Raw genomic sequence first — 26,965 nt, forward strand, 5'->3', positions numbered from 1 at the left:
ATGTGACAACACGAGAGAGAAAGGAGACCCCCCATGCAGGTCAGCAGAAGGCAGTTCTTTAAGATCTGCGCTGGCGGTATGGCAGGAACCACGGTAGCTGCACTGGGCTTTAGCCCGGCGGTGGCATTGGCGGAAACCCGGCAGTACAAGTTGCTGCGCGCCCGTGAAACCCGTAATACCTGCACGTATTGTTCCGTCGGCTGTGGGCTGTTGATGTACAGCCTTGGTGATGGCGCCAAAAACGCCAAAGAGAGCATCTTCCATATCGAAGGGGATCCAGACCACCCGGTAAACCGTGGTGCACTTTGCCCGAAAGGTGCAGGTCTGGTGGATTTCATCCACAGCGAAAGTCGTCTTCAATACCCTGAATATCGCGCTCCAGGCTCAGACAAGTGGCAACGCATCAGCTGGGACGACGCCTTCACCCGTATCGCCAAACTGATGAAAGAAGACCGCGATGCCAACTTCGAAGCCACCAACGCCGCTGGCGTAACGGTAAACCGTTGGCTCTCCACCGGGATGCTGTGTGCTTCGGCCTCCAGCAACGAAACCGGTATGCTGACCCAAAAATTTAGTCGCGCTCTCGGCATGCTTGCCGTAGATAACCAGGCGCGTGTCTGACACGGACCAACGGTAGCAAGTCTTGCTCCAACATTTGGTCGCGGTGCGATGACCAACCACTGGGTTGATATCAAGAACGCCGACTTAATTATTGTCATGGGTGGTAATGCGGCAGAAGCGCATCCAGTGGGATTCCGCTGGGCGATGGAAGCCAAAATTCATAATAAAGCCAAGCTGATCGTCATCGATCCGCGCTTTACCCGTACTGCATCCGTGGCGGATTTCTACACGCCTATCCGTTCAGGTACCGACATTGCTTTCCTGTCGGGCGTCTTGCTGTACCTGATCACCAATAACAAGATTAACCGCGAATACGTGGACGCCTACACCAACGCCAGCCTGCTGGTGCGGGAAGACTTCGCCTTTGATGATGGCCTGTTCAGCGGCTACGACGCGGAAAATCGCAAATACGATAAAACCACCTGGAACTACCAGCTCGACGAGAACGGCTTCGCCAAGCGTGATACTACGCTGCAGGATCCGAACTGCGTGTGGAACCTGCTGAAAAAACACATCAGCCGTTATACGCCAGAGGTGGTAACCAACATCTGCGGCACGCCAACCGAAGACTTCATCAAGGTGTGCGAATATATCGCTGAAACCAGCGCCAACGACAAGACGGCCTCGTTCCTCTACGCCCTGGGCTGGACACAGCACTCGGTCGGTGCGCAGAACATCCGCACTATGGCGATGATCCAACTGCTGCTTGGCAATATGGGCATGGCAGGTGGTGGCGTGAACGCCCTGCGTGGTCACTCCAATATTCAGGGTCTGACCGATTTGGGTCTGCTGTCACAAAGCCTGCCGGGCTACATGACGCTGCCTTCCGAAAAGCAGGCCGATCTGGAGACCTACCTGAAAGCCAACACGCCGAAGGCGCTGCTACCGGGCCAGGTCAACTACTGGAGCAACTACCCGAAATTCTTCGTCAGCATGATGAAGAGCTTCTACGGCGACAAAGCGCAGAAAGATAACAGCTGGGGCTTTGACTGGTTGCCGAAGTGGGACAAAGGCTACGACGTGCTGCAGTATTTCGAGATGATGTCGCAGGGGAAAGTGAATGGCTATATCTGCCAGGGCTTTAACCCGGTTGCGTCGTTCCCGAACAAGAACAAAGTGGTGGCCTCACTGGCCAAACTGAAGTTCCTGGTGACCATCGATCCGCTGAACACCGAAACTTCCAACTTCTGGCAGAACCACGATGAGTTTAACGACGTTGACCCATCGAAAATCCAGACTGAAGTGTTCCGCTTGCCGTCCACCTGCTTTGCCGAAGAGAACGGCTCGATCGTTAACTCTGGCCGCTGGCTGCAATGGCACTGGAAAGGGGCCGATGCCCCAGGGGAAGCGCTGAACGACGGTGAAATTCTGGCGGGGCTGCTGATGCGCCTGCGCGAAATGTACACCCGTGACGGCGGTGCGGTCCCTGAGCAGTTGCTGAACATGTCCTGGGATTACCTGACTCCGGAAAATCCGAAGCCAGAAGAAGTGGCGATGGAGAGCAACGGCCGGGCGCTGGCGGATGTTCTCGATCCAGACGGTAAAGTGTTGGCGAAGAAAGGCGAACTGCTCAGTACCTTCGCGCACCTGCGTGATGACGGCACCACGGCAAGTGGCTGCTGGATCTTCGCAGGCAGTTGGACGCCCGCGGGTAACCAGATGGCGCGCCGTGATAACGCCGATCCTTCTGGCCTTGGCAACACGCTGGGCTGGGCCTGGGCATGGCCGTTGAACCGCCGCATCCTGTATAACCGTGCGTCTGCGGATCCAGCGGGTAAACCGTGGGATGCCAAACGCCAGTTGCTGGAGTGGGATGGTGCCAAGTGGGGCGGGGTTGATATCCCGGACTACAGCGCCGCTGCACCGGGCAGCGACGTCGGGCCGTTTATCATGCAGCCGGAAGGCATGGGCCGCCTGTTTGCCATCGATAAAATGGCGGAAGGGCCGTTCCCTGAACACTACGAGCCGTTTGAAACACCGCTCGGCACCAACCCGTTGCACCCGAACGTGGTGTCCAACCCGGCGGCGCGCGTGTTCAAAGACGATCTGGCCGCGATGGGAAAATCCGACAAGTTCCCATATGTCGGTACTACCTATCGTCTGACCGAACATTTCCACTACTGGACCAAACATGCGTTGATCAACGCCATCACTCAGCCAGAGCAGTTCATCGAAATTGGCGAGAAGCTGGCCGAGAAGAAAGGCATCAAGCAGGGCGATACGGTCAAAGTCAGCTCCAACCGTGGCTATATCAAGGCCAAGGCGGTGGTGACCAAACGTATTCGGACTCTGCAGGTGAATGGCCAGGACGTGGACACCATCGGCATCCCGATCCACTGGGGTTACGAAGGGGTGGCGAAGAAAGGCTTTATCGCCAACACGCTGACGCCGTTTGTCGGCGACGCCAATACGCAAACGCCAGAGTTCAAGGCGTTCCTGGTTAACGTGGAAAAGGTGTAACGGAGACGAATTATGGCAATGCAATCTCAAGACATCATTCGTAAATCCGCCACCAATGGCTTCACCCCGGCACCGCGCGCGCGCGATCACCAGGAAGAAGTGGCCAAGCTGATCGATGTCACTACCTGTATCGGCTGCAAAGCCTGCCAGGTAGCCTGTTCTGAATGGAACGATATTCGCGATGAAGTGGGGCACAACGTCGGGGTTTACGATAACCCCGCCGATCTGACCGCCAAATCGTGGACGGTGATGCGCTTCTCGGAAGTTGAGGAGCACGGCAAGCTGGAGTGGCTGATCCGCAAGGATGGCTGCATGCACTGTGCCGATCCGGGCTGCCTGAAGGCGTGCCCATCGGAAGGGGCCATCATCCAGTACGCTAACGGCATCGTCGATTTCCAGTCCGAACACTGCATCGGCTGCGGCTACTGCATCGCTGGTTGCCCGTTCGACGTGCCACGCATGAATGCGGAAGACAACCGGGTGTACAAATGTACCCTGTGCGTCGACCGCGTTGGCGTGGGCCAGGAACCGGCCTGTGTGAAAACCTGTCCGACTGGGGCGATCCACTTCGGCACCAAAGAAGCGATGAAAAACGTCGCGGCGGAACGTGTCGATGAACTGAAAACCCGTGGCTACCAGAATGCCGGTCTGTACGATCCGGCTGGCGTGGGCGGCACTCACGTGATGTACGTACTGCATCACGCCGATAAACCGCAGCTGTATCACGGTTTACCGGATAACCCGACCATCAGCCCGGCGGTGACCTTCTGGAAAGGGGTCTGGAAACCGTTGGCTGCCATCGGGTTTGCTGCCACCTTCGCGGCCAGTATCTTCCACTACGTTGGCGTGGGGCCAAACCGCGTTGAAGAAGAGGAAGAGCAGGATCCGAAGGACGAGCATCATGATGAGGAGACGCGCAAATGAGGAAGGAAAAGCCAATTCAGCGCTACAGCGCGCCGGAGCGGATTAACCACTGGATTGTGGCGTTCTGCTTTATTTTTGCCGCCATCAGCGGGCTGGGATTCCTGTTCCCGTCCTTTAACTGGCTGATGAATATCTTTGGTACGCCACAGCTGGCACGCATCCTTCACCCCTTCACCGGGGTGTTGATGTTCGTCGCGTTCCTGCTGATGTTCCTGCGCTACTGGAAGCACAACCTGATCAACCGGGAAGATATCGTCTGGGCGAAAAATATCCACAAAATCGCCATGAATGAGGAAGTGGGTGACACTGGGCGTTATAATTTCGGTCAGAAGTGCGTATTCTGGGCGGCGATTATCAGTCTGGTGCTGTTGCTGGCCAGTGGTATCGTTATCTGGCGGCCATACTTTGCCCCCTCCTTCTCCATTCCGCTGATCCGCATCGCGTTGGTGGTGCATTCGTTGGCAGCGGTGGGGTTGATCATCGTGATTATGGTGCACATTTACGCCGCGTTGTGGGTAAAAGGCACCATTACCGCGATGGTGGAAGGTTGGGTGCCGGCTGCCTGGGCCAAGAAGCATCACCCGCGCTGGTACCGTGAGGTCCGCGAGAAACAACAGGAAGACAAACCCAGATGAGTATCCGCATCGTTCCTAAAGAGCAGTTAGGGGCACAGCGTGAAAAGTCTTCAACGGCGGAAACTATTCCGCCGTTACTTTTCGCCAACTTGAAGAGCCTTTATACCCGCCGAGCCGAACGTCTGCAGCAACTGGCCGCAGACCATCCGCTGGGTGATTACCTCAATTTTGCTGCCAGCATTGCGCAGGCGCAGAACAACGCCTGCCACGATAATCCGCTGGAGCTGGATCTCGGCGAAACGCTGACCCAGAGCGCCGCCAGCGGCAAACCGCCGTTGGACATCAGCGTCTATCCACGCAGCGAACACTGGCACAAGCTGCTGGCATCGCTGATCGCAGAACTGCGCCCGCAGGCACCGGAACACGTGCTGGCGGTGTTGGATAACCTGGAGAAATCCTCGTCCCATGAGTTGGAGCTGCTGGCCAGCGCCCTGCTGAAAGGCGAGTTTGCCAAAGTAGGCAGCGACAAAGCCCCGTTCCTTTGGGCCGCGCTGTCGTTGTACTGGGCGCAGATGGCCAGCCAGATCCCTGGCAAGGCCCGGGCCGAGTACGGCGAGCATCGCCAGTTCTGCCCGGTGTGCGGCAGTATCCCGGTTTCCAGCGTGGTGCATCTTGGTACCGTGAACGGCCTGCGCTATCTGCACTGCAACCTGTGCGAGAGCGAATGGCACGTGGTGCGGGTGAAATGCAGCAACTGCGAGCAAACCGGCGATCTCAACTACTGGTCACTGGAAAGTGAGCAGGCCGCGGTGAAAGCGGAAAGCTGTGGCGACTGCGGCACCTACCTGAAGATCCTCTATCAGGAGAAGGACCCGAAGGTCGAGGCGGTGGCCGACGATCTGGCTTCGCTTATCCTCGATGCCAAGATGGAAGAGGAAGGCTTTGCGCGCAGCAGTATCAACCCGTTCCTGTTCCCTGGGGAATGATGTAGGCGCTAATCTGGCCGGGAAGTAAAGTCAGGCCGGGGTTTTCCCCGGCCAATCAAGGCTATTTTTTTATCATTCCAGCAGTCCGCATCACTGCCAAGATCTTGTTCAGTGTTTCAACCTGAGTTGTGGCGGTGGCGTCCGGAATTTCCACCAGATTTTTGATCGGTACGGATATCAGTTCACGCCAGTTCAAATCGGCAGGGGCTTCGGCTGTGCCAATATTCTGCCGATCAACGTTGGTAAATGCCCTGCCGTTTGAATCTACCGCCAAAGCTATGCCGCTGAAGACACCTTGCGTGGGTCTCGCAAAGGGATTGGTAAGGTTTAACATCACCCCTTCATTACTGCTTGGCGTGGTTTTCGGATTTGGGGTGCTCGTCGTATCGTCGGGGGTTTGGTAATACCACGCAGAACTGACGGTACCGACAGGTTTATGTACCTGCAGGTTGTTCTGCGACATATTGAGTTGCTGTACGCTTTGCTTTTTAAACGTGCCTTCATCAATAACCCGGCTCCAGGCGGCCCATGCTCCGTTAGACGCTCTGGTTCTAACATAAGGCCCAGGGTTTGAAGCAAACTGCGTACCGTAAAAAACCTGTGTGATGTACGATCCCCCGAAGGCACTGGTAGATGAGACGTACATCATGGTTTCTGAACCAGGCTCGACACCGAACGGGTAATTTAAGTTATACGATGCCTGGGCGCTGCCACCACCGGGTAACCGATAACCCCCCCCGATGATTAACGTATTGAGATTGGTTGTCGGCTCAACATCGGTAATCGCACCTTCACCATCCTCTCCCGCAGGGCCTGGTTCGCCCTTTGGTCCTATGGGGCCAGGTTCTCCTTTTGCCCCTGTGGTGCCCTGTTTGCCTGGCTCGCCAGGCATACCTGCGGGGATAATATCCCTGACGCTTTCCAGCGCGAGATTTTTGGACTCCCACTCTCCCTGGTTATTTTTCTGGCAAAGAACCAGCAGTTCATTGCCCGTCAGCGCATTGGCGCGCTCTAAATCAGATATCTTGATACCTTCAGACATTTACAAATTCTCCATCTGTTGCAACTGGCAACGGGGGTTTATGACGCAGCGATAGGCTGGCGGTGCTGTATGCCAAAATAGTGGGATTGTTATGGGTTTCCTGCTTAAGCCGTACGCCGCCAACCGACCACGGTGATATGGCTGTTCAGAATAGAAAATGCCTGACCGCCACCGGCCGATTTAATCACTTGGCTATCAAGCTGTGAGTTACCAACGTCTACACTGCGACGGTTTGAGGTACCCCCATCGAGCGCGGTATTTGATGGGTATGCCTGCAGATCGTGGCTATGTGCTGGCATCTCATTGATAGAGAGGGTCACACTGTCTCGTCCGCCGGTTTGCAGAATATTGGATGCGGCCATGTTCGCGGTACGGATCATGACATCGGCAGGTAACTTCACCCAGGTGGTGCCAGGGTAATCCGTCTGCGGGCTGGTTGCTGTCGCTCTGAAGATCACATCGCCGACGGAATGCGGGCAGATTTTTGCCATCAGTTGCGCAAGCTGCCCCAGGATCACCACATCACTGTCTTGGGTACCTGGGGCAACGTTTGCCAGAACGCGTTTTTTATCGGCTGCCCCAAATGAGACCTCATTGGTTCTGGTGGTGGTTGAGCCATAACCAATCGCAGTACTGTTGGTTGCTGAGGCACTGGCCCCACTGCCTACCGCCGTTGCGTTCTCTGCGCTGGCTGAGCTTCTCTCACCTATTGCGGTAGAGGCTTTACCTGAGGCGACGGGGGTACCGACACCCACATTCGAGCCCGCGGTACTGCCCGTGATTTTTATACCGGCAAGCTCCAGATTGGCGCGGCCAACCGCTTTATCCACGATATCTGACAGGTTATTGGCTTTGAGTAAGAACTCGTTTTTGTCGATATTAGCGGTAATAAACGCTTTCAGCGCGGCTTCCAGGTTAGCGCGTAGCGTGACCATATCGCCGTTATCCAGTACATCCTTACCGCTTTTGTCCGCAATAAACTGTGCCATCAGGTTGGCGATAATCGAGGATTGTCGCCATACCGTATTCAGCTGTTTTGATTCCGCAATCCCCGCCGAAAAGCCCGTTAAACGCGAGGACAGCGTCTCGTAATCTTTCGGTGTTAATACGTTTGCGCCTGCTGCTGCCCCGAAAGACAATATTTCATTCTTAGCCATTTTACGCCCCTAGCAATATTCCCCATGCTCCAGAATCGAAGCCGGAAGTAAATTCATTGTTCAAATCGAAACCAAATAAAGGCGCGTCAGCAATGACATATTTGACGCCTACTCCTTCGGGTTTCACATCCAGATAGCCGGACTTGATCACCGCTCTCAGTACCGGAGAGATATCACCACCAAAGAAATAGATGGTCATGGTCATATCAAAGTTATCAATGGCCAGAACCTTCACTTGCCCATCGCTAAAGATGCTTTGATAAATCGCATCAAGGGTTTCCAGGGTTCCGTCCCAGTGATTGGCCTGTATTTTTGCTCGTAGCACGGTGCGGTAGGTCTGATCATCCAAACGTAGTGAGCCTTCTGTTGACTCAATACCGTTGCCCACCCTCGGTGTAACAACCTCCCGGTTGATGCCGATCCACAGCCCCAGCACGTCAAGCTGGTTACCCACGGCCGCATCAAGATCAAAATCTCCAAGCAGGCCATTGGTCACGCGTTGGAGGTTAATTAGCGGATGGGTTATCAGGCTGATATGATCATAAAACCGGGGTTTGCTTTTGTGATAGGAGGTAATGAGACGCTGATATTTAGTCTCACTCATATCGTCACCTTGATGATGATATTGTCATTATGGCTAATAGCTGCTGCGTTAAAGGCGACATCTACGTTATCGCCCGATAAGGCCCCAGGCGAGGTACCGATGGTTAACCCCACCAGGTCAAAGGTTGCACGGTTTTCAGCCCCATTCAAGTTAGCTGGTAGATACAGCCGATGTATTCTGACCGGTTCGCCGATATCGATATTGTTAATATAATCGGCAATCGCAGCCTTAATCTCTTCGCCAATATCAGAGGTGTAACCCATCAGCGGTTTTAATTCGACCTGTGCATAAACCGCCACATCGGCTTTACGGAAAAAGTTGACGTTCTGCGTCATGCCGTTTTTGTCTTTGACCGCGATCGACGTGGTGCCATAAGTCCCGGCACCTGGCGTTTTTTTCAGGGCTATCGTGCTGGCGATCGCTTTTGCATCGCCACCATCGACAACGATAGCTATCGAATGCCCAGGAATGCCGTGTTCATCGGGCTGGTTGCTATCATTCTCGTAAGGCCGTGCGCGTTTCACGCCAGGCAGAGAAGTAATGGCGCCCAAGATACCATCCAGCACGGTACGTGAGGGGAGTGCGACCGACTGGGATTGCCTGATGCGCAAGTCTGCGTCTGTTTCGACTGCCCGGCCCGGGGTGGCAGCCGCCGGGTTGGTGACCGATTGCCAGCCGCGGGTAGGTGTGCCGATAGCGTTCACTTCCCCAGGCAGGGCAATAATTGCGCCATCGACCCGGCTGGTGGCCGTGGCGATTACCTCACCATTAAGCCCGATAACCACCGTGGGTGGCAGGCTCCAACTATTCCCCGAACTGTCGCGTACGATACCATTGGCGATGATGGTGCCCACCTGACCGGTAACGCGCACATCAACGGTAGAGCGGGATGCTGCACTTTTCTTGATGCCGTTAATCTTGACGTTGGATTCCAGCGCTCGTCCCTGCGCCGTTGCCGGGCTAAAGCTGTTATACACCGCAATCGCCGAATTATTGGCGTCATGCATAGCCAGGGCGAAAATACTCAGCATCTGCCCGTCTTTGCTGTCTGGTTCTAAATAGGCATCCTCGCCGTATATCTGGCGGAAATACCCTGTCAGCGTACTGAGGATGGTTTGATAATCGGGCGCACCGATCCCGCTGGCATCAATGGTGGCCGCCAGCCCAAGCGTATTGAGATTTAGCATTATGCCTCGCTGTTAACGGTGATTTTTCCGTAGAGTGTGTTGATGGTGGCGGTAAAGGCGATCCGGCGTGAGCCGGTATCGAATTGGATCTCGAGGGTTTCGATCTCGGTGACTCCCTGCGTCGTGAGGATGCGCTCGCGTATCGCCAGCTGATAGATGGGAGATTGATGTTTGCCGAGTATCTCCTGCTTGTAGGGGGTTCCCTCGCGGTCATCGAGAAACCATTCCCCTTGCCACAGCTCAAAGCGGGTTTTTACCGCTTGCGCGATCGCTTCGGCAGAATTGGTGAGGAAATGGTTATCCCCACTGCCAAAAACGTAATCGCCGTCTGAATCTTCGCGTCGGTATCTCATTGTGGCCCCTTGGTGCTGTTGCCGCCGGATTCGACACCACCGTGTACGTGGCTATCGACTATGACGCCCCCTACCAGTTGCAGGCGGCCATCCGGCAGGATTTTTAAACCGTTAAGATCGAATCCCCCTGGCGCGGTCCCTGAGATGGCCCCGCTGGTGGGGTTGATGCCGATCACCGTCTTGCCATCATCACTGCGCAGCTGAGCCGCCGTAGTGCTGATATCGCTGATTTTCTGCGCCTGGGACTGCGGGCCAACGATCACAAAAGCATCGGAGAGATCGTGCTGGCGTGTGGCTACAGCCTCTTGGACGCCGCCGTTCTGCCACCAGAAATCGATGCGGCGATCGCAGAACACCACCATGCAATCATCGCCAGCTGCAATGGGGAAAGTGAGCGTGACGCCGCCGCCACGGGGGAAAACCACCGGTAGGTCGGGTATCAGCGGCAACATAATGGAGCTATCGCCGTCCTGCCCATTGATCGCCAACTGCACGACGCAGGTAACGTCTTGAGGATTAAAGGATTGTATGATGCCGGGGAGGCAGACGCGCAGTTGGGCAGATAGCCCGTTAGTGGCAGCTCTGAGCGTTTCAGAAAGCTGACCGGTCATTGATTCAGTGGATATTGTCATCACAAATTTCCATAAAAAAACCCGGCACAATGGCCGGGTCAGCATTATTTTTTAAGCGTCGAGAGTTAAACCAAACGGGTTATCTCGCTGAATCTTTAATTCTTACGCAGTCGTATGTTCCAAAAATCTTTGGGGCATCCATGCTGGCGCGGAGCTGCTGAGTATTCAGAATTGCCTTACCATCACGTTTTATATATTCCATACCAATCCATAGCCCTGGCTGATTGGTTGCCATGCTCCATTCAATCTTGATATTCCTATAATCTTCTTTCTGCTTCAGGAAAGTGATTTTCTGGCTTTCGGGTTTGGCTCCATTGATACGCATCCACCCGTCATTATCAGGAATAAGCGTGAAGTCCCCGCACTTGGTGACTGCCGCTGAAACAAAATGCGAGGTGAGCAACCACAGGCATAAAAATACGGAAATTATCTTATTCATCATCAATCCGGTGCGTATCTATCACGCGCGCTGTTATTTAGTGAATCCGTCGAGCCACGCGCCTTACACTTCTAGTCTTTAATTCGTATGCAGTCGTATGTTGCAAATACCCGAGGGACGTCCATGCTGGCGCGGACCTGCTGAGTGTTCAGAATTGCCTTACCATCACGTTTTATATATTCCATACCAATCCATAGCCCTGGCTCAGTGGTTGCCATGCTCCACGCTATTTTGATGTTGTCATAATCTTCTTTTGCTTTCAGAAAGGTAACTTTCTGAGATTCTGGTTTTGCATTATTCACACGAAACCAACCATCGTCAGGCCCCGGAGTGATCAAAAATGGTCCACACTGAGTATCAGCTAGGCACGAAGAGGAAATAAAAAGTAAAGCAAGAGGCGCCGCCACCTTCAACATTTAAGCCGTCCTATTTTTTGCTGCGTTATCCAGTAGATCTACCGCTCCACGCGCCTGACACATCATATCCATATACCAAGCCTGGCCGCGCGTATCCCCTGTTATGGTGATAGACCGTACTATATAGACCCCATCGGTGGCAAGGCTGGCGGGGCGATTTTCCGAGTTTGAGTCTGAGTTTGTGGTTGGGATCTCTGTGGTAATAATACCGTTCGTTTCGACGGAGCCGATCTTGTTCTTGGCGGCTCGGATCGCATCTTCAGGCAGTTCGATGCGATAGATCGAGGCCTGATCGAGCTGAATTAACCCGTTAAGCCGGATATTCGGGTTAATCAAGCAACGCACGTTTACTCCTGTCCCCATGGTCTGCTGCGGCATGCCTATCAGGCCATTTTGGCTATTAAGCACAATGGCCGGATGGACAGCCTGATCTTTCGGCACCATATCCAGGCGGCCATCGACAAACTGCCAGCTTGCCTTGCACTGGTAGGCAATATTATCCAGGTAGTCCCGCGTCATGCCGTAGAATACCCGGCCACGTGGCGAGCGTGACAGAGGAAAAACGGGCCTGAAGCCGGACACAATGCCGAACGGGGCGAGATTGTTTACCAGAATATTGTACTCATCCTCCAGCGTGTAGCCTGCGGCCAGCGTTAGGCTGATGGTTGAGTTGATAAAGGCGTTATGCCCATCGATCGCCTGGATTAGCACGAAGGTATCTGTCGGGTTATCCCTGCCGGTAATGGCAAAACGAATGTCACCGCTGAATATCATCCCGAAGTTTTGTCCGTCCCGCTGCCCGCTCTGCGTTGGGTCCACTGGCCGAATAACCCCCACCTGGCTTGCGTCAACCTCCGGTGCAATGCCGCTATAGCCTGCGATAATGCGGATCTTCGAATACTCCTGGCCGATAATATTGTTGGTGGTATCCGACGATAGGTTATAGATCTTAATATAGGTCGCGATGCGGGGCTGATTGATATCATGCCATTCAATCTTGAAGGTAACCTTGAAGTCAGACAGATTAACGCCCACGCCATTATTATTCAGCAACTGTAGCTCGAAGTGGCGTATCCAGTTTTGTCTCATGGTTCCCCCTGCACAAAATATAAATGGCTAGTGATGCCAAGATCGGTTTTTGTCGGGTATTCGCCTGCGGCGATGTCGTTAACCACCCACAAGGAACCGTTAATGCCCAGGTGCGCATACTGCTCCAGCAGATCAACTTCTGGAACCAAGGGGATACCATTAGCCAGCGTTTCCCCGGTGCTACCTATCAAGGTCAATATCCACCCGGCGTCATCACGCCAGTTAATTCGCATATTCACTAGTTGCCCACCCAGCGAGATGCTAAATTGCTGGTTGATCGGGGTGAGCGGAATTTCCTGTATATTCATCTGGCTCCCCTTTGTAACGCACCCTGATTTTTATTGATGGCATCGCGAACCAAGGCTTTATTTGCCGGAATAGGTGCTTTCATCCCCGTGTTGTGTACTGGGGACGTGCTAACCCCTGCCGCCATATTCTCTTTGTGGGCAACCGCAATGGCGTACGTTTGTGAGATAATCACTTCCCGCAGGGTTAATACGCACATCAGCACGTTTTCGCTGTGATTATCCGTGGTGACATCAAGAGAGCGCAGCAGCATATTTTTATAGTGCCGCTTGCCGGTTGTTACATCGAAAGGTAGGCGGTTATTTTGCAGCTCGAGCAGTTGCTGATAGATGTCACGTGGGGAGGTCCCCATCGATAGCCCAGTGTTCATATCAAACATTCTGGTGGTGTCTGCCAGGTCCAGCAGCGATCCGCCACCGGCAAAGCCCAGTGCCATGGTGATTTCAGCCGGCCGTTTAAAGGCGTGATCGTTAATCGGCGCCCCTTGTTCCACGGGATGCTCGGTGATTTCCAGCACATCGGAGTGACGTTCAGAAATGACGACGCTTGGCACGATGGTACCAATGCGCCGTTTTTGCTGCGAAAATAGAACCGATAGCATATCCATTAGCTTATCTCCCTTTGCATTTGATGCGTCAGCCGGGCATTGACATCAACCTGCCGATCGGCGATGACAAAAGCCGTTTCCTGCGGGCTGCTGGAACCGTTAACGGTGATATACGTATTTTGATTAACAGCAGGGCCGGTATTCCACCTCGCAGCGCCATACATCAGGCCGTTATTGTAAGGGGTTATATTTTCCCCAACCCAATTAAATTTTTCTTTTAGTGATTCCGGTGAGAGCCAAGAGGGTAAGGACAATTTGTCAAAAATTTCCTTATCAAGAAACTTACCCATTTTTCCGCTAGACGTGAAATTAAAAGGATTATCTTCCCTGAACGCAATATCTTTCAGCGACTTGAAGGCTCCCTCAAAATCCCCTTTTACCAGTAACGTGAGCGAGTGTAGTAAGGCTGCAAGCAGCGCGTTTGCCGTTTTGATGCTTTCAATAATCCCGTCAGAAATCGATCTTAGCGAAATTTTACTCAGGTCGATCCCTGCCATCTCACCAAGTTTTACGACCAGATCGCCTACCGCCTTCATCAATTCACCGGCATTATCCGCTACGGGGATAAAACTCTCGCCGATCTCTTTCAGGCCCTTCTTGGCGTAATTAATTTGGGGTTCCCATCTTCCCCAATCAATCAGGCTTTCGCTACCTTTTTGCCAAGCTTGGAAATCCTGTACCAGCACCAGCAATCCAGCAGCGAGTGCCAGGATCATCCCCAAAGGCGTGGTCATAAACGCGACGTTCAACAGCCGCCAGGCCACCAGCAGTGCACCAGCACCGGTAAGTATTTTTTGGGTGCCGTCATCCAGCTTTTCCCACCAATCTATCAGCGTGCTAATGCCATTAATGGCATGCTTTACCAGGATCCTGATGTTGTGGGCTAGCCACAGTATGACTTTGGTTACCCTATCAACGATTTTTTCAATCGTTGGCCAGTTATCAATAATGTCGCGCCGGAATTGCTCAACTTCCAAAGCCAGACCGCCGGCAAGTTCGCCACCGATTTTGTTTTGCACCATGCCGAACTGCGTGGTCAAATCGCGTATGGCGGTCATAAACTGGTTGGCTTGGTGTGCGGAGTGCTCGGCGTTATAGCCGATGGCTTTTGCCATCTCGTTGTACCTGGTACTGTATTGCCCCAAACCATTACGCATGGCCAGCATAGTATCTTCATTGATACCGGTTGCCTGAGCATGCTGATTGGCGCTGTCCACGGGCATCTGACTCAGACGATTGGCTAACCTGATGAACACATTTTCCGGGCTGAGTGGGAGCTGTTGCGCATCACGCGTTTGTACCCCGAGGCGTTGCAGATAGCCTTCCGCATCGGGTGAGTGCTGCAAAAAACGCGTGAAATTTGCCAGTGAATCCTGTGCGGCTGGCGCGGATGCGCCAACCTGTGAGGCGGCATAACTGATGCCCTCAATCCCCTCTACCTTGCCGCCGGTACGTTGGGCGGCGAAATAGAGTTGATCCAGATTGCTGGCTATTTTGACCGTGAAAGCTACCACCTCAAGGGCTATGGTTTGTACCGCAGCCCCCATTTTCACGGCTTTATCCGTGATGTCTTGCACCGTTTGGATCAGGCTGGTTGCCCCCGTCTGATCCACAGCAAAGTCAGGGTTGAGGAAAAGATCATGCATATCATAAGCATTCATGACCGTTTCCAACTGCCTGACTTGCTGGGTCATATCTTCCAGCCTTTGTGTCACGCGGGTGCTCGTCGTTTCATCAAAGCCGATTAACAAACCCTGCATCGGATCAGGATTCATGATCGTTTCTCCATTTATCAATCCGCGCCGCGTTATCTGCTTTGAGATCGAGGTAGTCGTTCATCAGGGCGATATCGCCCAGATCAACGGCACCGTCTTTGAGGGCGGTATAGGGGATAAGCCCGGCATCAACCGGGCGTAGGATCCAGTCTTCACCACCGGTCAAGACATCCAGGGTTAACCCACTGGCAGGATGTCCATCTCGTTGGCGCGGGTTGTAGGCAAAAAACTCCCCAGCGCATCCCCCACGACGCGGCCGACAATTTGCAACATGTCCATCATGTCGATATCGTCAAACATCAGCACGTCCTGTGAGAACACCGGCGACCATGTTTTACCGTTCTGGCGCGAGACAACAGATAGGCAAGGATAAATCACGGCGTTACAGTCCTCGTCGCTCATGCTTGAAATCACCTCGGCCATTTTTGGCAGTAGGCTCTCCATGCTAGTGCTGCCGCTTTTTGTGCCCTGCGGATCCCCCACCACGCCCATCAACATGGGAAGGAGCTTACGGGATAAGCGGAACTGGGTGAAAACGTCCATTTTCGCTACCCGGTAGTGCTGCTCTTTCAGTTCAAATTCCACCGTTAAAACTCCCCAAGCAGTTGATCAATCTTGCCGCAGTCGAAGACCCAGGCAACGGTACTACCCAACTTGGCATTGGCGTGATCGGGCTGTTTCTGGAATGCGACGCTGCGGGCTACCGTGGTATCACCAGAGGCGCTGTTGCGTACCGTGATCACGTTATTGCCCCATAATGCCGACGACTGACTCTGTGCGTTATAGGCCAGAGAGAGCTTTTTGTTGGTGGGTGAGGTTTTGAGTAAGGTGACCGTGAGCGTGCCGCTCTTACCTGCATGCAGGCTGTGCATGACCTCGCCGTCAGCACCGGAGGTCATGGTATTTTTGGCCTCAGCCATCGAAATGGTGATCCCCTCATCCGAGGTGGCTGAACCATAACCGAGGTCGATTACGCCTGTTGGACCAACCAGGCTGGCTGAAACGTCAATAAAGCTGTAAGTGGACATGTTCGCTCCTTAGCGATTTACGTTGATGATCACGTCGGCAAAATGCACTGCGCCAGCCAGCTTGATCGCACATTGGATCACTGGGGCGAGACGTTTTTCACGATCGGCTTGTGCCTGCTCGGCGATTGGGGTTGCGTAGGTGTAGTAACCTTTGGTCAGGGTATCCCCAGGTTGCACAATACCCACCGCGCCACCATTCCAGACGCCTGGTGCCACCAAACCGTTATTGGCGGCCTGCGCCAGTGAGGCCTCTACGTTGGTCAGCAAACGGGTTACGCCGGCATCGGTCTGTGGGATCTTGCTGGTGCTGGTGTACAACAGGTTGAACAGGTTGTTCTGGACAAAGTTCTGCAACCAGTCCAGCCCGTGGCGCTCATCGATAAAGTCACCGTTACACATCACCCCTGGCTGGATAATGGCTGTGTCATTGTTGTAGTTGACAAAGACGTTGCAGTTTTTTGCGGTCAGTGCGTTCGCCTGCGTTTGGGTTAACGTCTCGGCGGTGATGCCCGGCTGCTGTTTAAACTTCAGGGTGATGGTGGTGTTGTTGCCGTTAAAGTTGACGCTGAAGGCGCGGCCAAACAGCGAAGCGGCAGCATAAGGGGTGGTAGTGGAATATTGCACCAAGGTGCGTGAAAACTTGGCCGCTTTCAGTTTGCTGGCAATGTCAGAGCCGGCGCTAAAGGCTGAGAGATTGGCTGGGGTGCCCGTGCCGGTAGGTTCTACCAGCAGGCCATTTTCATCTTCTGCCTGGATAACCAGGCTGCGTTCGGTGAGCAGATAGGCTTCCAGCCCTGCGGGATCCAGCAGAGTATGACCATAAATGCGTGAAACGCCGTCAGCCTCGATAAATGCGGCTACGGCCAGCACATCATCATCACTCAGGTCGGTATCCGCGATAACCAGGCCGTACCAGGCGGTAGAAATGTTTGCCAGTTCAGCGATACAGGCCTGAATAGTTTCTTTCTCCTGGCGGGGGATCAAACGTGCCCCAGTCTCTTGCGTCAGCCCCAGTAACTCGGATAAATCGGTTCCCGCAGTGCCTGGGGAAGCAAAGGTGACAGCGGATGCAGCGGTATTGGTCTTGGATGCGACCATAAACCGGTTGCCGTTCCAGGTCACCGTCGCCGTAGCCAGCGCGGCACTCAGTTTGGCTGCGACCCCGTTAAGGTTGGTTTCTGCTGAAAAGTCGAGTGCGCTCAGCGTTTTGGCGGTGCCGTCAATGGTGATTTTCATCGCCCCATTCTTTACCGCGGTAAAACGGCTGAGGGCTTTTTGTTCCGTAGTTAACAGAGCCCCGCGTAACACGGCAGCCGTGTCAGACTCCAACCAGCGCGCAATATAGAGCGTGACCGGACGTGGCGATTGCTGATAGTACAAGTTGGCGGCGGCATACTCCGGCGTGTTCATGCCGAAGTCGGCGGCTACCCCCGAAATATCGCTGTAGGCGCGGATCCGTTCACCAGCATCGATCACCGGTGAGGAACCGACCACCAACAACGCCCCAAAGTTACGCGACTGCGCGGCACGGGTGCTCATATTGATTGTCGCATTGACAATATTGGATACGGGTAATCCCTGTAGTGACATGTTTTATTCTCCAAAAAATTTAACAGGCGCGGCCACTAGCGATTTAACGCCGTATTCGCGGATTTCTTTGCGGTTCAACTGGACTTGCAGGTCGTAGCGACGTACCCAATGGCCATTGACCAACTGGGGGGCTGACACCACAGCGCCGTAGGACTCACATGACAGCCCCGCAGCATTCAGTTCGACATTGTTTTGCGGGAGGGCCAGGCCGTCACGGAACAGGCGTGCAAAGCGCTGACCATTGGGGCCATAAAAGCTGATCTCCACTTCAGCGCCGTCGTGCCGCCATAGTTCGATGCTGTCATCGGACTGATTGACCAAGGCTGGGGCGTTATCGGTAGTCAGCGTCATCACCCCCAGATCGCACCAATCCACATAGGAGGGAGGCTGGGGGGGTTGATCAGGTTGCCAACGTAAAAGTACCGACTCGGGCGGTAACCCTGAAACGCCGCAAACCCATCGGCTCAGTAATTGCTCCAACGCCAGATCGTCCGGTTGGAGTGACTGCCGCGGAGTCAAATAGCCGGGTTCAGAGCTGTTATTCATTCATTTTCCCTCCGCCGAAGGGCAGCAATTGACACTAAATGCAGAGGGTGCAAAGGGGTTGTTGACCCATCTGCACGTCTTTGCCTTTGCCACCTCGTATCGACGGTGGCTGCTTAAAACAGTTTTTCCATAAAGAGCTTACCGATCGGTCCCTGTTCGGGGTCGGTGGGTGATTACGTCGCTCACCCGATGCGTCTGCCTGTGTGGTTTCCTACCAAAGCACTGTTTATGCATACAGTATATGCATTGCACGCAAATGCGTCAAATGCATATTTGCCGGGTTTGATGTGCATTTAACTAACATATTGAAATGTTTAATGAACTATTTTTGCGTGGTTTTATGCGTGGATTTTTGATTGGACGTAGGGTCTATACTTGGTGTCGTATAACGGACAAAACCCAGCAAGAGACCTTGCTGGGTTAAGTGAGTAGGTTTATGGGGGGCTAAAAAGGGGTTACCAGGTGGAAGATGACCAGAAAACGCGGCCAAGGATCACCAACTGCTCTTTTCTTTGCTGATAGGAGAGTTGTTCGTCAGCAAATTCTTCGCGGTTCATCGAACGGATCACCACACCGCCATCAGGCTGTTCTATCAGGTATTTAACGCGTAATAAATCACCATGGCGTATGCCGTAGGCTTTGCCATCCCTGATCCTGGTATCGTCGGTGTTTATTCCTACAACGTCGCCATCGGCCAGGCGCGGTTCCATGCTATTGCCGATCACGCGAACGAGTTTGGCTGCTGTGGTTGAAATGCCCAGCTTGTGTAGGTAGTAGCGGCGAAAAATCAGGGCAAACTCTTCTTCTTCAGTCAGCTCCATACATCCGCTGCCAGCAGAGAAATGAACATCGATCAGCGGTATTTCTACAAACTCTTCGTTGTCTTGTTCCCCATCTTCCCATACCGTCGCTTTTAGTCTGGTGGGCTGCACATCAGATTCTATTGATGCGTGCCCGAAGGGGAGATCGGACTTAAACAGGTCGGCAACCGGGCAGCCAAAGAAATCAGCAATCTTTCTGATCATTTCATCGCTATAGCCCTGCTTCGCTCTTTCAAGGCGTGAAATATTGCCCACATCACTGCTCACCGCGTTAGCGAGATCGGCAATGTTTAGCCCCTTCTTGAGTCGAAGGTGCCTGATGTTACGACCCACGGTGGGATCGATTTCTTTGGGGAGTTTCTTTTCGGTTTCCATCCGGTGATTTTTTCATTAATGTGCGTGATACGCAAGGTGGATTGCGCACATTAATGATGCGTTATGCGTAATCAAGCGGATTGTTAGGGCCAAATGAGCACTAACCGGTATGAAGAGCAGCTTATTCCCTCTGCTGAACCTGCCCATGGATTACCGCCAATATCAGAATAGACATCTGGCAAACCGGGAAGCGAGTTGCTACCGTTACGTCAAGACGCGTAACGCGAAAGGAAGACATGATGTTGAAGACCCTTGCCAAAGGCGCGGCGCTAGCCGTGTTGCTTACCGGGCTGGTTGCCTGCGATAACCAGGACAGCAAAAAGCCGGAAGTCCCCGCCCCCGCGCCAAAACCGGTCGTGACACAGCCCGTAACGCCAGTCCCCGCGCCGCCGGTGGAAGAACCCAAACCCGCCCCTGGCCTGAACGTCTCGCTGCAAAAAGGCCAAATCACCTTTGAACTGCCGCCGGGTTTCAGCGATCAGACCAAGCTGAGCGGCATCATCAACGACGACAAGTCGACCATTCAGCTGTTTCTCGACAGCAAATCGCGCCAGCGCACCGTCGCTTCGGAAGTGATCCCGCCAGCAGACATGAAGATCAATACCAGCGATGCGATGCTCAAAGAGCTGACGCAAAGCATTATTACCGAGCTGTCTGACCGCTATCAGAACATCAAGAAAACCAAAGAAGAGAATTTCACCGTCGGTAAGCAGAAGTTCCATCGTCTGGATACCGAACAGACGGTCAACGGGCAAAAACTGGTTTCCACCATCGTGTTGACGGTGTTCAATAAACGGGTCGTGACGTTGCAGCTGTTAACGCCAGCTAAAACACCGGATCTACATCATGCCCTGGTACAGCGAATTATTGATACCATGCAGGTTAAATAACCTGACTGGTTTAGCTCGGCACGCCAACAAGCCAGTTTGCCGATAACCGGACATTGAAAACCGAGTGACCATGAGCACTGAATCCCAGCACCTATACAGCCAGTTACCTGCCATCGACCGCCTGCTGCGCGACCCTGCGGTTGAACCCGCCGTCGCCAGACACGGTCAGACGCTTATCAGCGAACTGCTGCGCCAGATGCAGGCACAGGCGCGTGAAGCCATCAAGACGCAGCAACAGCTGCCCGCCTGGTGTCTGGACTGGCCGCAGGCGCTACAGGCACGCCTGGAACAACAGCAGCGCCCGGCGTTGCAACCCGTGTTTAACCTCAGCGGTACAGTGCTGCACACCAATCTGGGGCGAGCGCTGTTGGCGCAACCGGCAGTGGATGCGGTGGTCAGTGCCATGAGCAGTGCCGTGACGCTGGAATACGATTTGGATGGCGCAGGCCGTGGGCATCGCGATCGGGCCATCGCGGACTTGCTCTGCCAGCTCACCGGGGCGGAAGATGCCTGCATCGTCAACAATAATGCGGCGGCGGTGCTATTGATGCTGGCGGCAGTGGCACCGGGCCAACAGGTGGTGGTATCACGTGGCGAGCTGGTGGAGATTGGCGGCGCGTTCCGCATCCCGGACGTCATGCGCCAGGCGGGCTGCCAACTGGTGGAAGTTGGCACCACCAACCGTACACATCTGAAAGATTATCGTGCCGCCATCAACGAGCAAACCGGCCTGTTGATGAAGGTGCACACCAGTAATTACAGTATTCAAGGGTTTACCGCTGCAGTCGATGAAAGCGAACTGGCGGTATTGGGCCACGAACACGGCATTCCTGTGGCGACCGATTTGGGCAGTGGCTCGCTGATCGACATGGCGCAATACGGCTTGCCAGCCGAACCGATGCCGCAACGCCTGATCGCTGCAGGTGTCGATCTGGTGACCTTCTCCGGTGATAAACTGCTGGGCGGGCCGCAGGCCGGGATTATCGTCGGCAAAAAAGATCTCATCGCCCGTTTGCAACAGCATCCGCTCAAGCGCGCCCTGCGCGTCGGCAAAATCACGCTGGCGGCGCTGGAAGCCACGCTGCGGTTGTATCAACAGCCTGAGTTACTGGCAGAACATTTACCTACCTTGCGCTTACTAACCCGGCCACAGCAACAGATGCAGGAAACGGCCGAACGTTTGCAAAGCCAGTTGGCTCCGCGGTTTGCTGGCAGCTTCGAGCTGCGCAGCGAGCCGTGTTGGTCACAGATTGGCAGCGGCTCGTTGCCGGTAGATCGCTTGCCGAGCTACGCGCTGACCTTTACTCCACTCGATGGCCGTGGCGCAACTTTAGAAGGCTTGGCCCAGCAGTGGCGTAGCTTGCCGCAGCCGGTTATTGGCCGTATCAACGACGGCAAACTGTGGCTCGATCTGCGTTGCCTGGAACAGGAGGGCGCACTGGTTGAGGCGCTGAGCGCATGATTATCGCCACCGCTGGCCATGTCGACCACGGCAAAACCACCCTGCTACAGGCGATCACCGGCATCAATGCCGATCGCCTGCCGGAGGAGCAACGCCGTGGCATGACCATCGATCTTGGTTATGCCTATTGGCCGCAGCCAGATGGCCGCGTGCTGGGGTTTATCGACGTTCCCGGCCATGAAAAATTCCTCGCTAACATGCTGGCGGGCATTGGCGGCATCGACCATGCGCTGCTGGTGGTGGCCTGCGACGATGGCGTAATGGCGCAAACCCGCGAGCACCTGGCGATCCTGCGCCTGAGCGGCAGAGCGCAGTTGACGGTGGCGTTAACCAAAGCCGACCGTGTGGAGCCTGCACGAATCGCCGAAGTGCAAACCCAGGTATTGGCCGAATTGGCGCAGCAGGGCTGGCATGATGTGCCGGTGTTTGTTACCGCGGCGGCCTTGGGGGAAGGTATTGATGAGCTGCGCCAGCATCTGTTGGCGTTGCAACCCGGTGAGCACTTACTATCACGCCGTTTTCGCCTGGCGGTGGATCGTGCCTTCAGCGTCAAGGGTGCCGGGCTGGTGGTGACAGGGACGGCACTGGGCGGCAGCGTAGCGGTAGGCGATACGCTGTGGCTGACCGGTGCGGACGTGCCAGTGCGGGTGCGCGGCTTGCATGCGCAGAATCAGGCGACAGATCAGGCGGTTGCCGGGCAGCGCATTGCGCTGAATATCAGCGGTGACGTCAGCAAAGACCAGCTAACGCGGGGCGACTGGCTGTTGGCGCAACAACCGCCAGCGGCGGCAGAACGTATTCTGGTAGCGATAGAGGCCGATGCGCCGATCCAGCACTGGCAGTCGCTACATATTCACCATGCCGCCAGCCATATTACCGGGCGCATTGCGCTGCTGGCCGATAACCTGGCGGAGCTGATCCTCGATCGTCCGCTGTGGCTGGTGGAAAACGATCGGTTGGTACTGCGGGATATCAGCGCACGCCAAACGTTGGGGGCTGCACGCGTGCTGGGGCTTTCCTCGCCGAAACGGGGCAAGCGTCAGCCGGAGTATCTGGCCTGGCTGGCCGCGCTGGCTCAGGCATCCAGCGATGGGCAGGTGCTGGATTTGCGCTTGCCGGGTGGCGCACTGGATTTGGCCGCGTTTGCCTGGGCGCGGCAACTGACGGATGAGGGCCTGCAGGAACTGTTGGCGGGTTATGCCCTGATGATCTCCGGCGACATGGCGTTGGCCCCAACCAACGTGCAAGCGCATGAACAGCGCCTGTTACAGGTGTTGGCCGAATACCATCAGCAACATGCCGATCAGCTAGGCCTGGGGCGCGCTCGTCTGCGCCGTATGGCGTTACCGGCGCTGCATGAGCCGCTGGTATTTATGATGATCGATCGGCTGCTGGCGGCGGGTTTGCTGCGCAATACGCGCGGCTGGCTGCATCTGCCAGACCACGGCTTGGCGTTCAGCAGCGAGCAACAGGCGCTGTGGAGCCGCATTGAGCCGCTGTTTGGTGACGATCCCTGGTGGGTGCGCGATCTGGCCGCCTCGTTGGGCGAAGAGGAAAACAGCGTTCGCGCCGCGTTGCGCAAGGCGGCACAGCTTGGCTACGTCACCGCCGTGGTGGTCGATCGCTACTACCTCAGCCAGCGTATCGAACAGTTTGCCGCAATGATCCGCGAGCTGGACGCCACGCAAGGTAGCACCAATGCCGGTGATTTCCGCGATCGGCTGGGGGTTGGCCGCAAGCTGGCGATCCAGGTATTGGAATTCTTCGATCGCAGCGGCTTTACCCGGCGCAAGGGGAATCAGCACCTGCTACGGGATCGCGGGCTGTTTGGTGGTTGAAGTTATGGGTGCATATTGTTGCGCCCAGTTTAAAAGATTGTGACACCCCTCATGCGTTTGAGCATTGTTTCGCCATTTCTCCGCATAAACCCCTATCATTCCGCCTAGAGATAGTTCACCGCTTCTTAAGTTTGATCACCGGATCTGCGGCCATGGTGCCGTGAACCTGCTTACCGTCTCCGGGCGGTAAGGTTGCAGCCTCGTTAAAAGGAGATACAAATGGCGAATACCACTACGGCAAGTCACCTCACGCCTGAAAACACCGGGTTTCCTCTCAAGCTGAAAAAACGTTACGACAACTTTATCGGTGGTGCCTGGGTGGCGCCGGTACAGGGCGAGTATTACACCAACCTGACGCCGATCACCGGCCAGACGCTGTGCGAAGTGGCCAGCTCCTCCTTCCAGGATATCGAGTTGGCGCTGGATGCGGCCCACGATGCCAAAGGGGCCTGGGGGAAAATGTCGGTACAGGCGCGTGCCAACCTGCTCAACCGGGTCGCCGATCGCATGGAGCAGAATATCGACCTGCTGGCGGCGGCAGAAACCTGGGATAACGGCAAACCGATCCGCGAAACCGTCAATGCCGACGTTCCGTTAGCTATCGACCATTTCCGCTACTTTGCTGCCTGCGTACGAGCGCAAGAGGGCGGGATTAGTGAGATCGACTCAGAGACGGTGGCCTATCACTTCCACGAACCGCTGGGCGTGGTGGCACAAATCATTCCGTGGAACTTCCCGTTGCTGATGGCCTGTTGGAAGATGGCTCCGGCGCTGGCTGCGGGTAACTGCATCGTGCTGAAACCGGCCAAGCTGACGCCGCTATCGGTGCTGGTGCTGATGGAACTGATCCAGGACATCCTGCCGCCAGGGGTGATCAACGTGGTCAACGGCGCAGGCGGTGAAATCGGGGAATATCTGGCCACCTCCAAGCGTATCGCCAAAGTGGCCTTTACCGGTTCGACCGAAGTGGGCCGCCAAATCATGGGCTACGCCACCCAGAACATCATTCCGGTGACGCTGGAACTGGGCGGCAAGTCACCCAACATCTTCTTTGCCGATGTGATGGATAAAGAGGACTCGTTCTTCGACAAGGCGCTGGAAGGTTTTGCGCTGTTTGCCTTCAATCAGGGAGAAGTGTGTACCTGTCCGAGCCGGGCACTGGTGCAGGAATCGATCTACGAGCGCTTTATGGAGCGGGCGATCAAACGGGTGGAGAGCATCCGTAGCGGCAACCCGCTGGACGCCAGCACCCAAATGGGGGCGCAGGTTTCCGAAGGGCAGATGAAGACCATCCTTAACTACATCGAAATCGGCAAGCAGGAAGGGGCCAAGGTGCTGACCGGTGGACGCCGCAAGGCGCTGGATGGCGGCTTGGCGCAAGGGTACTACATGGAACCTACCATTCTGTTCGGTAAGAACAGCATGCGGGTATTCCAGGAAGAGATTTTTGGCCCGGTGCTGGCGGTGACCACCTTCAAGGATATGGATGAAGCGCTGGCGCTGGCCAATGATAGCGATTTCGGCCTGGGGGCCGGGGTGTGGAGCCGCAACGGCAACATTGCTTACCAGATGGGGCGTAACATTCAGGCGGGCCGCGTCTGGACCAACTGCTACCATGCCTACCCGGCACATGCGGCGTTCGGCGGCTACAAACAGTCGGGGATCGGGCGCGAAACTCATAAGATGATGCTGGAGCACTATCAGCAGACCAAATGTTTGCTGGTGAGCTACTCCGAGAAACCGATGGGGTTGTTCTGACCCCTCACCCTAACCCTCTCCCACAGGGAGAGGGAACCGATCGAGCTCGTTGATTGCTCTGCGTAATACCTGCCTTTCTTGTTTCTATACCCTACTTTCTGAAGCAGCACGGGCTAATAAAGAGCTCTGGACTGCTCCCTCTCCCTGTGGGAGAGGGCTGGGGTGAGGGGCTTACTGCACTCACTCCTGGTATTTACACTGTGGTACTCGGTGCGGGGGTGGCGCCACCACGATGTTTGCTGAGGAACAGCGCCGTCAACATCAGCCAACACAGGCCACTGACCAGATTGAACAGGCTGAATAACCCGTTACCGCCCCAGACATAGGCCACCTTGGCCAGCTCGATACCAATGGTGAACACCGACATGCTCAGCATCCCCATCACGGCCGAAACGGCACCTTTACTCACGTTGCTGGAAAACAGCGTCAGGCGATACAGACCGGCGTTCGCCAAACCAATGCCGTAAGCATAAAGGCTCAGCCCGGCGGTCATCCACAGGTAGGCATGGGCGGAAAATACCGTGGCCAGCGCGGCGAGCAGCAGGCCCAGCAGCATCGGCCATGCGCCCAGCTTGATCGGGCGTTCAATACTGAGTTTGCCAGTCACGCGGGCCAGCGTCAGGTTACCGAGGATCAGCGCGCCAAACACCGGGATCTGCAACAGGCCATAGTCCAGCGCCGAGAGCGACTCACCCTTAATCAGGATCACCGGAGACTGGGCAATCCAGGCCAACAGCGGCAGGCTGGCAAAGCCGATAGCCAATGAACCACAGATAAAGCGGCGATTGACCAACACCTGGCGATAGTCGCGCCACAGGTTGGCCGCCGAGAAGGCTTCCCCTCGCAGCGTGGCGGTTTCAGGCATGGCTTTCCACAGGCCAACAAAGGCAATCGCAGCCAGGGCGGCAAATAGCACAAACATGCTCTGCCAGGACGCAACGTGAACCCAGGCGGCCCCGGCTAACGGCCCTAGCAGCGGGGCGATCAACGCCACGTTAGCCATTAGCGCGGTGATCTTGATACATGTCGCCTCTTCAAACGACTCCTGAATGGTGGCGTAGCCCACCGCGCCGATAAAGCACAGGCCGATCCCTTGCAGGAAGCGCATCACGATAAACTGTTCGATATTGGTGACCAGCAGAATGGCCAGGCAGGTGACGATAAAAAACAGCACCCCGGCCAGCATCACCGGGCGGCGGCCACGACGATCTGACAGTGGGCCAAGCAGCCACTGCAGGAAAATGCCGCCAGCCAGATAGGCGGTCATTGAGGTGGGTACCCACTCCACACCGGCGTTGAAATCGGCCACGACCGCCAGCATACCGGGCTGGATCATATCGTTGGCGATATAGGTCGCGAATTCGAACAGCACCAGACAAAGTGGGAATAAAAGCGCCTGTCGGCCCAGAAGTGCCGCAGGGGGTAACGATGTTTTCATTTTTATTTTACTGATAGTAAAGAAGAAATAAGGAACTGCCAGGGCG

At 55.1% G+C, this 26,965-nt stretch carries 27 protein-coding genes; 8 read left to right on the forward strand and 19 right to left on the reverse strand.

Annotation, left to right across the window (positions count from 1 at the left end):
• Nucleotides 1-33 precede the first annotated feature (33 nt).
• From fdnG to fdhE, 4 genes are read left to right on the forward strand one after another with little or no spacing between them, the layout of a single operon-like run.
• The gene (gene fdnG, locus ACX9GU_RS00460; protein ID WP_473193505.1) at nucleotides 34-3,081 is read left to right on the forward strand and encodes a formate dehydrogenase-N subunit alpha; all 3,048 of its coding nucleotides are present in this window, start codon (nucleotides 34-36) and stop codon (nucleotides 3,079-3,081) included.
• Nucleotides 3,082-3,093: 12 nt separating this feature from the next.
• Complete coding sequence (gene fdxH / locus ACX9GU_RS00465; protein ID WP_021807291.1) at nucleotides 3,094-4,005, forward strand: formate dehydrogenase subunit beta; 912 nt, start codon at nucleotides 3,094-3,096, stop codon at nucleotides 4,003-4,005.
• Nucleotides 4,002-4,640: a formate dehydrogenase cytochrome b556 subunit gene (gene fdoI / locus ACX9GU_RS00470; RefSeq protein WP_021181336.1), complete on the forward strand. Its 639-nt coding sequence runs from the start codon at nucleotides 4,002-4,004 to the stop codon at nucleotides 4,638-4,640. Before fdxH ends, fdoI begins: the two co-directional genes overlap by 4 nt.
• A complete protein-coding gene (fdhE, locus tag ACX9GU_RS00475) occupies nucleotides 4,637-5,566 on the forward strand; it encodes a formate dehydrogenase accessory protein FdhE (protein WP_094982492.1) in 930 nt (309 codons plus the stop codon). The genes fdoI and fdhE overlap by 4 nt, the downstream gene beginning before the upstream one ends.
• 61 nt (nucleotides 5,567-5,627) lie before the next feature.
• On the opposite strand, the gene ACX9GU_RS00480 is transcribed toward fdhE, so the two are convergent.
• From ACX9GU_RS00480 to ACX9GU_RS00565, 18 genes are all read right to left on the reverse strand, one after another.
• Nucleotides 5,628-6,608: a hypothetical protein gene (locus ACX9GU_RS00480; RefSeq protein WP_473193506.1), complete on the reverse strand. Its 981-nt coding sequence runs from the start codon at nucleotides 6,606-6,608 to the stop codon at nucleotides 5,628-5,630.
• A 104-nt stretch (nucleotides 6,609-6,712) separates the two neighbouring features.
• The gene (locus ACX9GU_RS00485) at nucleotides 6,713-7,765 is read right to left on the reverse strand and encodes a hypothetical protein (protein ID WP_473193507.1); all 1,053 of its coding nucleotides are present in this window, start codon (nucleotides 7,763-7,765) and stop codon (nucleotides 6,713-6,715) included.
• Nucleotide 7,766: 1 nt separating this feature from the next.
• Entirely contained in the window at nucleotides 7,767-8,369 is a 603-nt protein-coding gene (locus ACX9GU_RS00490) for a baseplate wedge 1 family protein (protein WP_094982494.1), read from the reverse strand.
• Nucleotides 8,366-9,559, reverse strand: coding sequence for a baseplate J/gp47 family protein (locus ACX9GU_RS00495; protein ID WP_172413976.1), 1,194 nt, complete (start codon nucleotides 9,557-9,559; stop codon nucleotides 8,366-8,368). The genes ACX9GU_RS00490 and ACX9GU_RS00495 overlap by 4 nt, the downstream gene beginning before the upstream one ends.
• Nucleotides 9,556-9,909, reverse strand: coding sequence for a contractile injection system sheath initiator (locus ACX9GU_RS00500; RefSeq protein ID WP_094982496.1), 354 nt, complete (start codon nucleotides 9,907-9,909; stop codon nucleotides 9,556-9,558). Before ACX9GU_RS00500 ends, ACX9GU_RS00495 begins: the two co-directional genes overlap by 4 nt.
• Nucleotides 9,906-10,520, reverse strand: a complete 615-nt coding sequence (locus ACX9GU_RS00505) for a Gp138 family membrane-puncturing spike protein (RefSeq protein WP_473195246.1) — start codon at nucleotides 10,518-10,520, stop codon at nucleotides 9,906-9,908. Before ACX9GU_RS00505 ends, ACX9GU_RS00500 begins: the two co-directional genes overlap by 4 nt.
• A gap of 100 nt (nucleotides 10,521-10,620) precedes the next feature.
• The gene (locus ACX9GU_RS00510) at nucleotides 10,621-10,983 is read right to left on the reverse strand and encodes a hypothetical protein (RefSeq protein WP_473193508.1); all 363 of its coding nucleotides are present in this window, start codon (nucleotides 10,981-10,983) and stop codon (nucleotides 10,621-10,623) included.
• A gap of 68 nt (nucleotides 10,984-11,051) precedes the next feature.
• Nucleotides 11,052-11,396: a hypothetical protein gene (locus tag ACX9GU_RS00515; RefSeq protein ID WP_473193509.1), complete on the reverse strand. Its 345-nt coding sequence runs from the start codon at nucleotides 11,394-11,396 to the stop codon at nucleotides 11,052-11,054.
• Nucleotides 11,397-12,485 (reverse strand): hypothetical protein, encoded by a 1,089-nt coding sequence (locus tag ACX9GU_RS00520; protein ID WP_473193510.1) that lies wholly within the window; start codon nucleotides 12,483-12,485, stop codon nucleotides 11,397-11,399. It abuts the gene before it with no gap.
• Nucleotides 12,482-12,793, reverse strand: coding sequence for a phage baseplate plug family protein (locus ACX9GU_RS00525; protein ID WP_161713249.1), 312 nt, complete (start codon nucleotides 12,791-12,793; stop codon nucleotides 12,482-12,484). The genes ACX9GU_RS00520 and ACX9GU_RS00525 overlap by 4 nt, the downstream gene beginning before the upstream one ends.
• Nucleotides 12,790-13,398, reverse strand: a complete 609-nt coding sequence (locus tag ACX9GU_RS00530) for a phage baseplate protein (RefSeq protein ID WP_223500586.1) — start codon at nucleotides 13,396-13,398, stop codon at nucleotides 12,790-12,792. The genes ACX9GU_RS00525 and ACX9GU_RS00530 overlap by 4 nt, the downstream gene beginning before the upstream one ends.
• Entirely contained in the window at nucleotides 13,398-15,173 is a 1,776-nt protein-coding gene (locus ACX9GU_RS00535; RefSeq protein WP_473193511.1) for a hypothetical protein, read from the reverse strand. Before ACX9GU_RS00535 ends, ACX9GU_RS00530 begins: the two co-directional genes overlap by 1 nt.
• On the reverse strand, nucleotides 15,163-15,339 hold the full coding sequence (locus tag ACX9GU_RS00540) for a DUF6889 family protein (protein WP_161713246.1): 177 nt from the start codon (nucleotides 15,337-15,339) through the stop codon (nucleotides 15,163-15,165). Before ACX9GU_RS00540 ends, ACX9GU_RS00535 begins: the two co-directional genes overlap by 11 nt.
• An 11-nt stretch (nucleotides 15,340-15,350) precedes the next feature.
• Nucleotides 15,351-15,758 carry a phage tail assembly chaperone gene (locus ACX9GU_RS00545; RefSeq protein ID WP_094982506.1) on the reverse strand — a complete coding sequence of 136 codons (408 nt, stop codon included), beginning with the start codon at nucleotides 15,756-15,758 and terminating at the stop codon, nucleotides 15,351-15,353.
• Nucleotides 15,759-15,760: 2 nt separating this feature from the next.
• Nucleotides 15,761-16,201, reverse strand: a complete 441-nt coding sequence (locus tag ACX9GU_RS00550; RefSeq protein ID WP_094982507.1) for a DUF3277 family protein — start codon at nucleotides 16,199-16,201, stop codon at nucleotides 15,761-15,763.
• Nucleotides 16,202-16,210: 9 nt separating this feature from the next.
• Nucleotides 16,211-17,791: a DUF3383 domain-containing protein gene (locus ACX9GU_RS00555; protein WP_473193512.1), complete on the reverse strand. Its 1,581-nt coding sequence runs from the start codon at nucleotides 17,789-17,791 to the stop codon at nucleotides 16,211-16,213.
• 3 nt (nucleotides 17,792-17,794) lie between these two features.
• On the reverse strand, nucleotides 17,795-18,337 hold the full coding sequence (locus ACX9GU_RS00560; RefSeq protein ID WP_473193513.1) for a phage neck terminator protein: 543 nt from the start codon (nucleotides 18,335-18,337) through the stop codon (nucleotides 17,795-17,797).
• Between the two features lie 455 nt (nucleotides 18,338-18,792).
• Nucleotides 18,793-19,533: an XRE family transcriptional regulator gene (locus tag ACX9GU_RS00565; protein WP_253249469.1), complete on the reverse strand. Its 741-nt coding sequence runs from the start codon at nucleotides 19,531-19,533 to the stop codon at nucleotides 18,793-18,795.
• A gap of 239 nt (nucleotides 19,534-19,772) precedes the next feature.
• Here ACX9GU_RS00565 and ACX9GU_RS00570 point away from each other — a divergent pair, with 239 nt between their 5' ends.
• The 4 genes from ACX9GU_RS00570 (at nucleotide 19,773) to exaC (ending at nucleotide 25,481) form a co-directional block, all read left to right on the forward strand.
• On the forward strand, nucleotides 19,773-20,423 hold the full coding sequence (locus ACX9GU_RS00570) for a DcrB-related protein (RefSeq protein ID WP_473195247.1): 651 nt from the start codon (nucleotides 19,773-19,775) through the stop codon (nucleotides 20,421-20,423).
• A 70-nt stretch (nucleotides 20,424-20,493) separates the two neighbouring features.
• Nucleotides 20,494-21,885, forward strand: coding sequence for an L-seryl-tRNA(Sec) selenium transferase (gene selA, locus ACX9GU_RS00575; protein WP_473193514.1), 1,392 nt, complete (start codon nucleotides 20,494-20,496; stop codon nucleotides 21,883-21,885).
• Nucleotides 21,882-23,723 carry a selenocysteine-specific translation elongation factor gene (selB, locus tag ACX9GU_RS00580; protein WP_473193515.1) on the forward strand — a complete coding sequence of 614 codons (1,842 nt, stop codon included), beginning with the start codon at nucleotides 21,882-21,884 and terminating at the stop codon, nucleotides 23,721-23,723. The genes selA and selB overlap by 4 nt, the downstream gene beginning before the upstream one ends.
• A gap of 219 nt (nucleotides 23,724-23,942) precedes the next feature.
• Nucleotides 23,943-25,481, forward strand: a complete 1,539-nt coding sequence (exaC, locus tag ACX9GU_RS00585) for an acetaldehyde dehydrogenase ExaC (RefSeq protein WP_473193516.1) — start codon at nucleotides 23,943-23,945, stop codon at nucleotides 25,479-25,481.
• Between the two features lie 193 nt (nucleotides 25,482-25,674).
• Here exaC and ACX9GU_RS00590 read toward each other — a convergent pair whose 3' ends face one another.
• Nucleotides 25,675-26,919, reverse strand: coding sequence for an MdfA family multidrug efflux MFS transporter (locus ACX9GU_RS00590; RefSeq protein ID WP_473193517.1), 1,245 nt, complete (start codon nucleotides 26,917-26,919; stop codon nucleotides 25,675-25,677).
• Between the last annotated feature and the right edge of the window lie 46 nt (nucleotides 26,920-26,965).

It is taken from the genome of Serratia sp. K1WW1 (assembly GCF_055790865.1).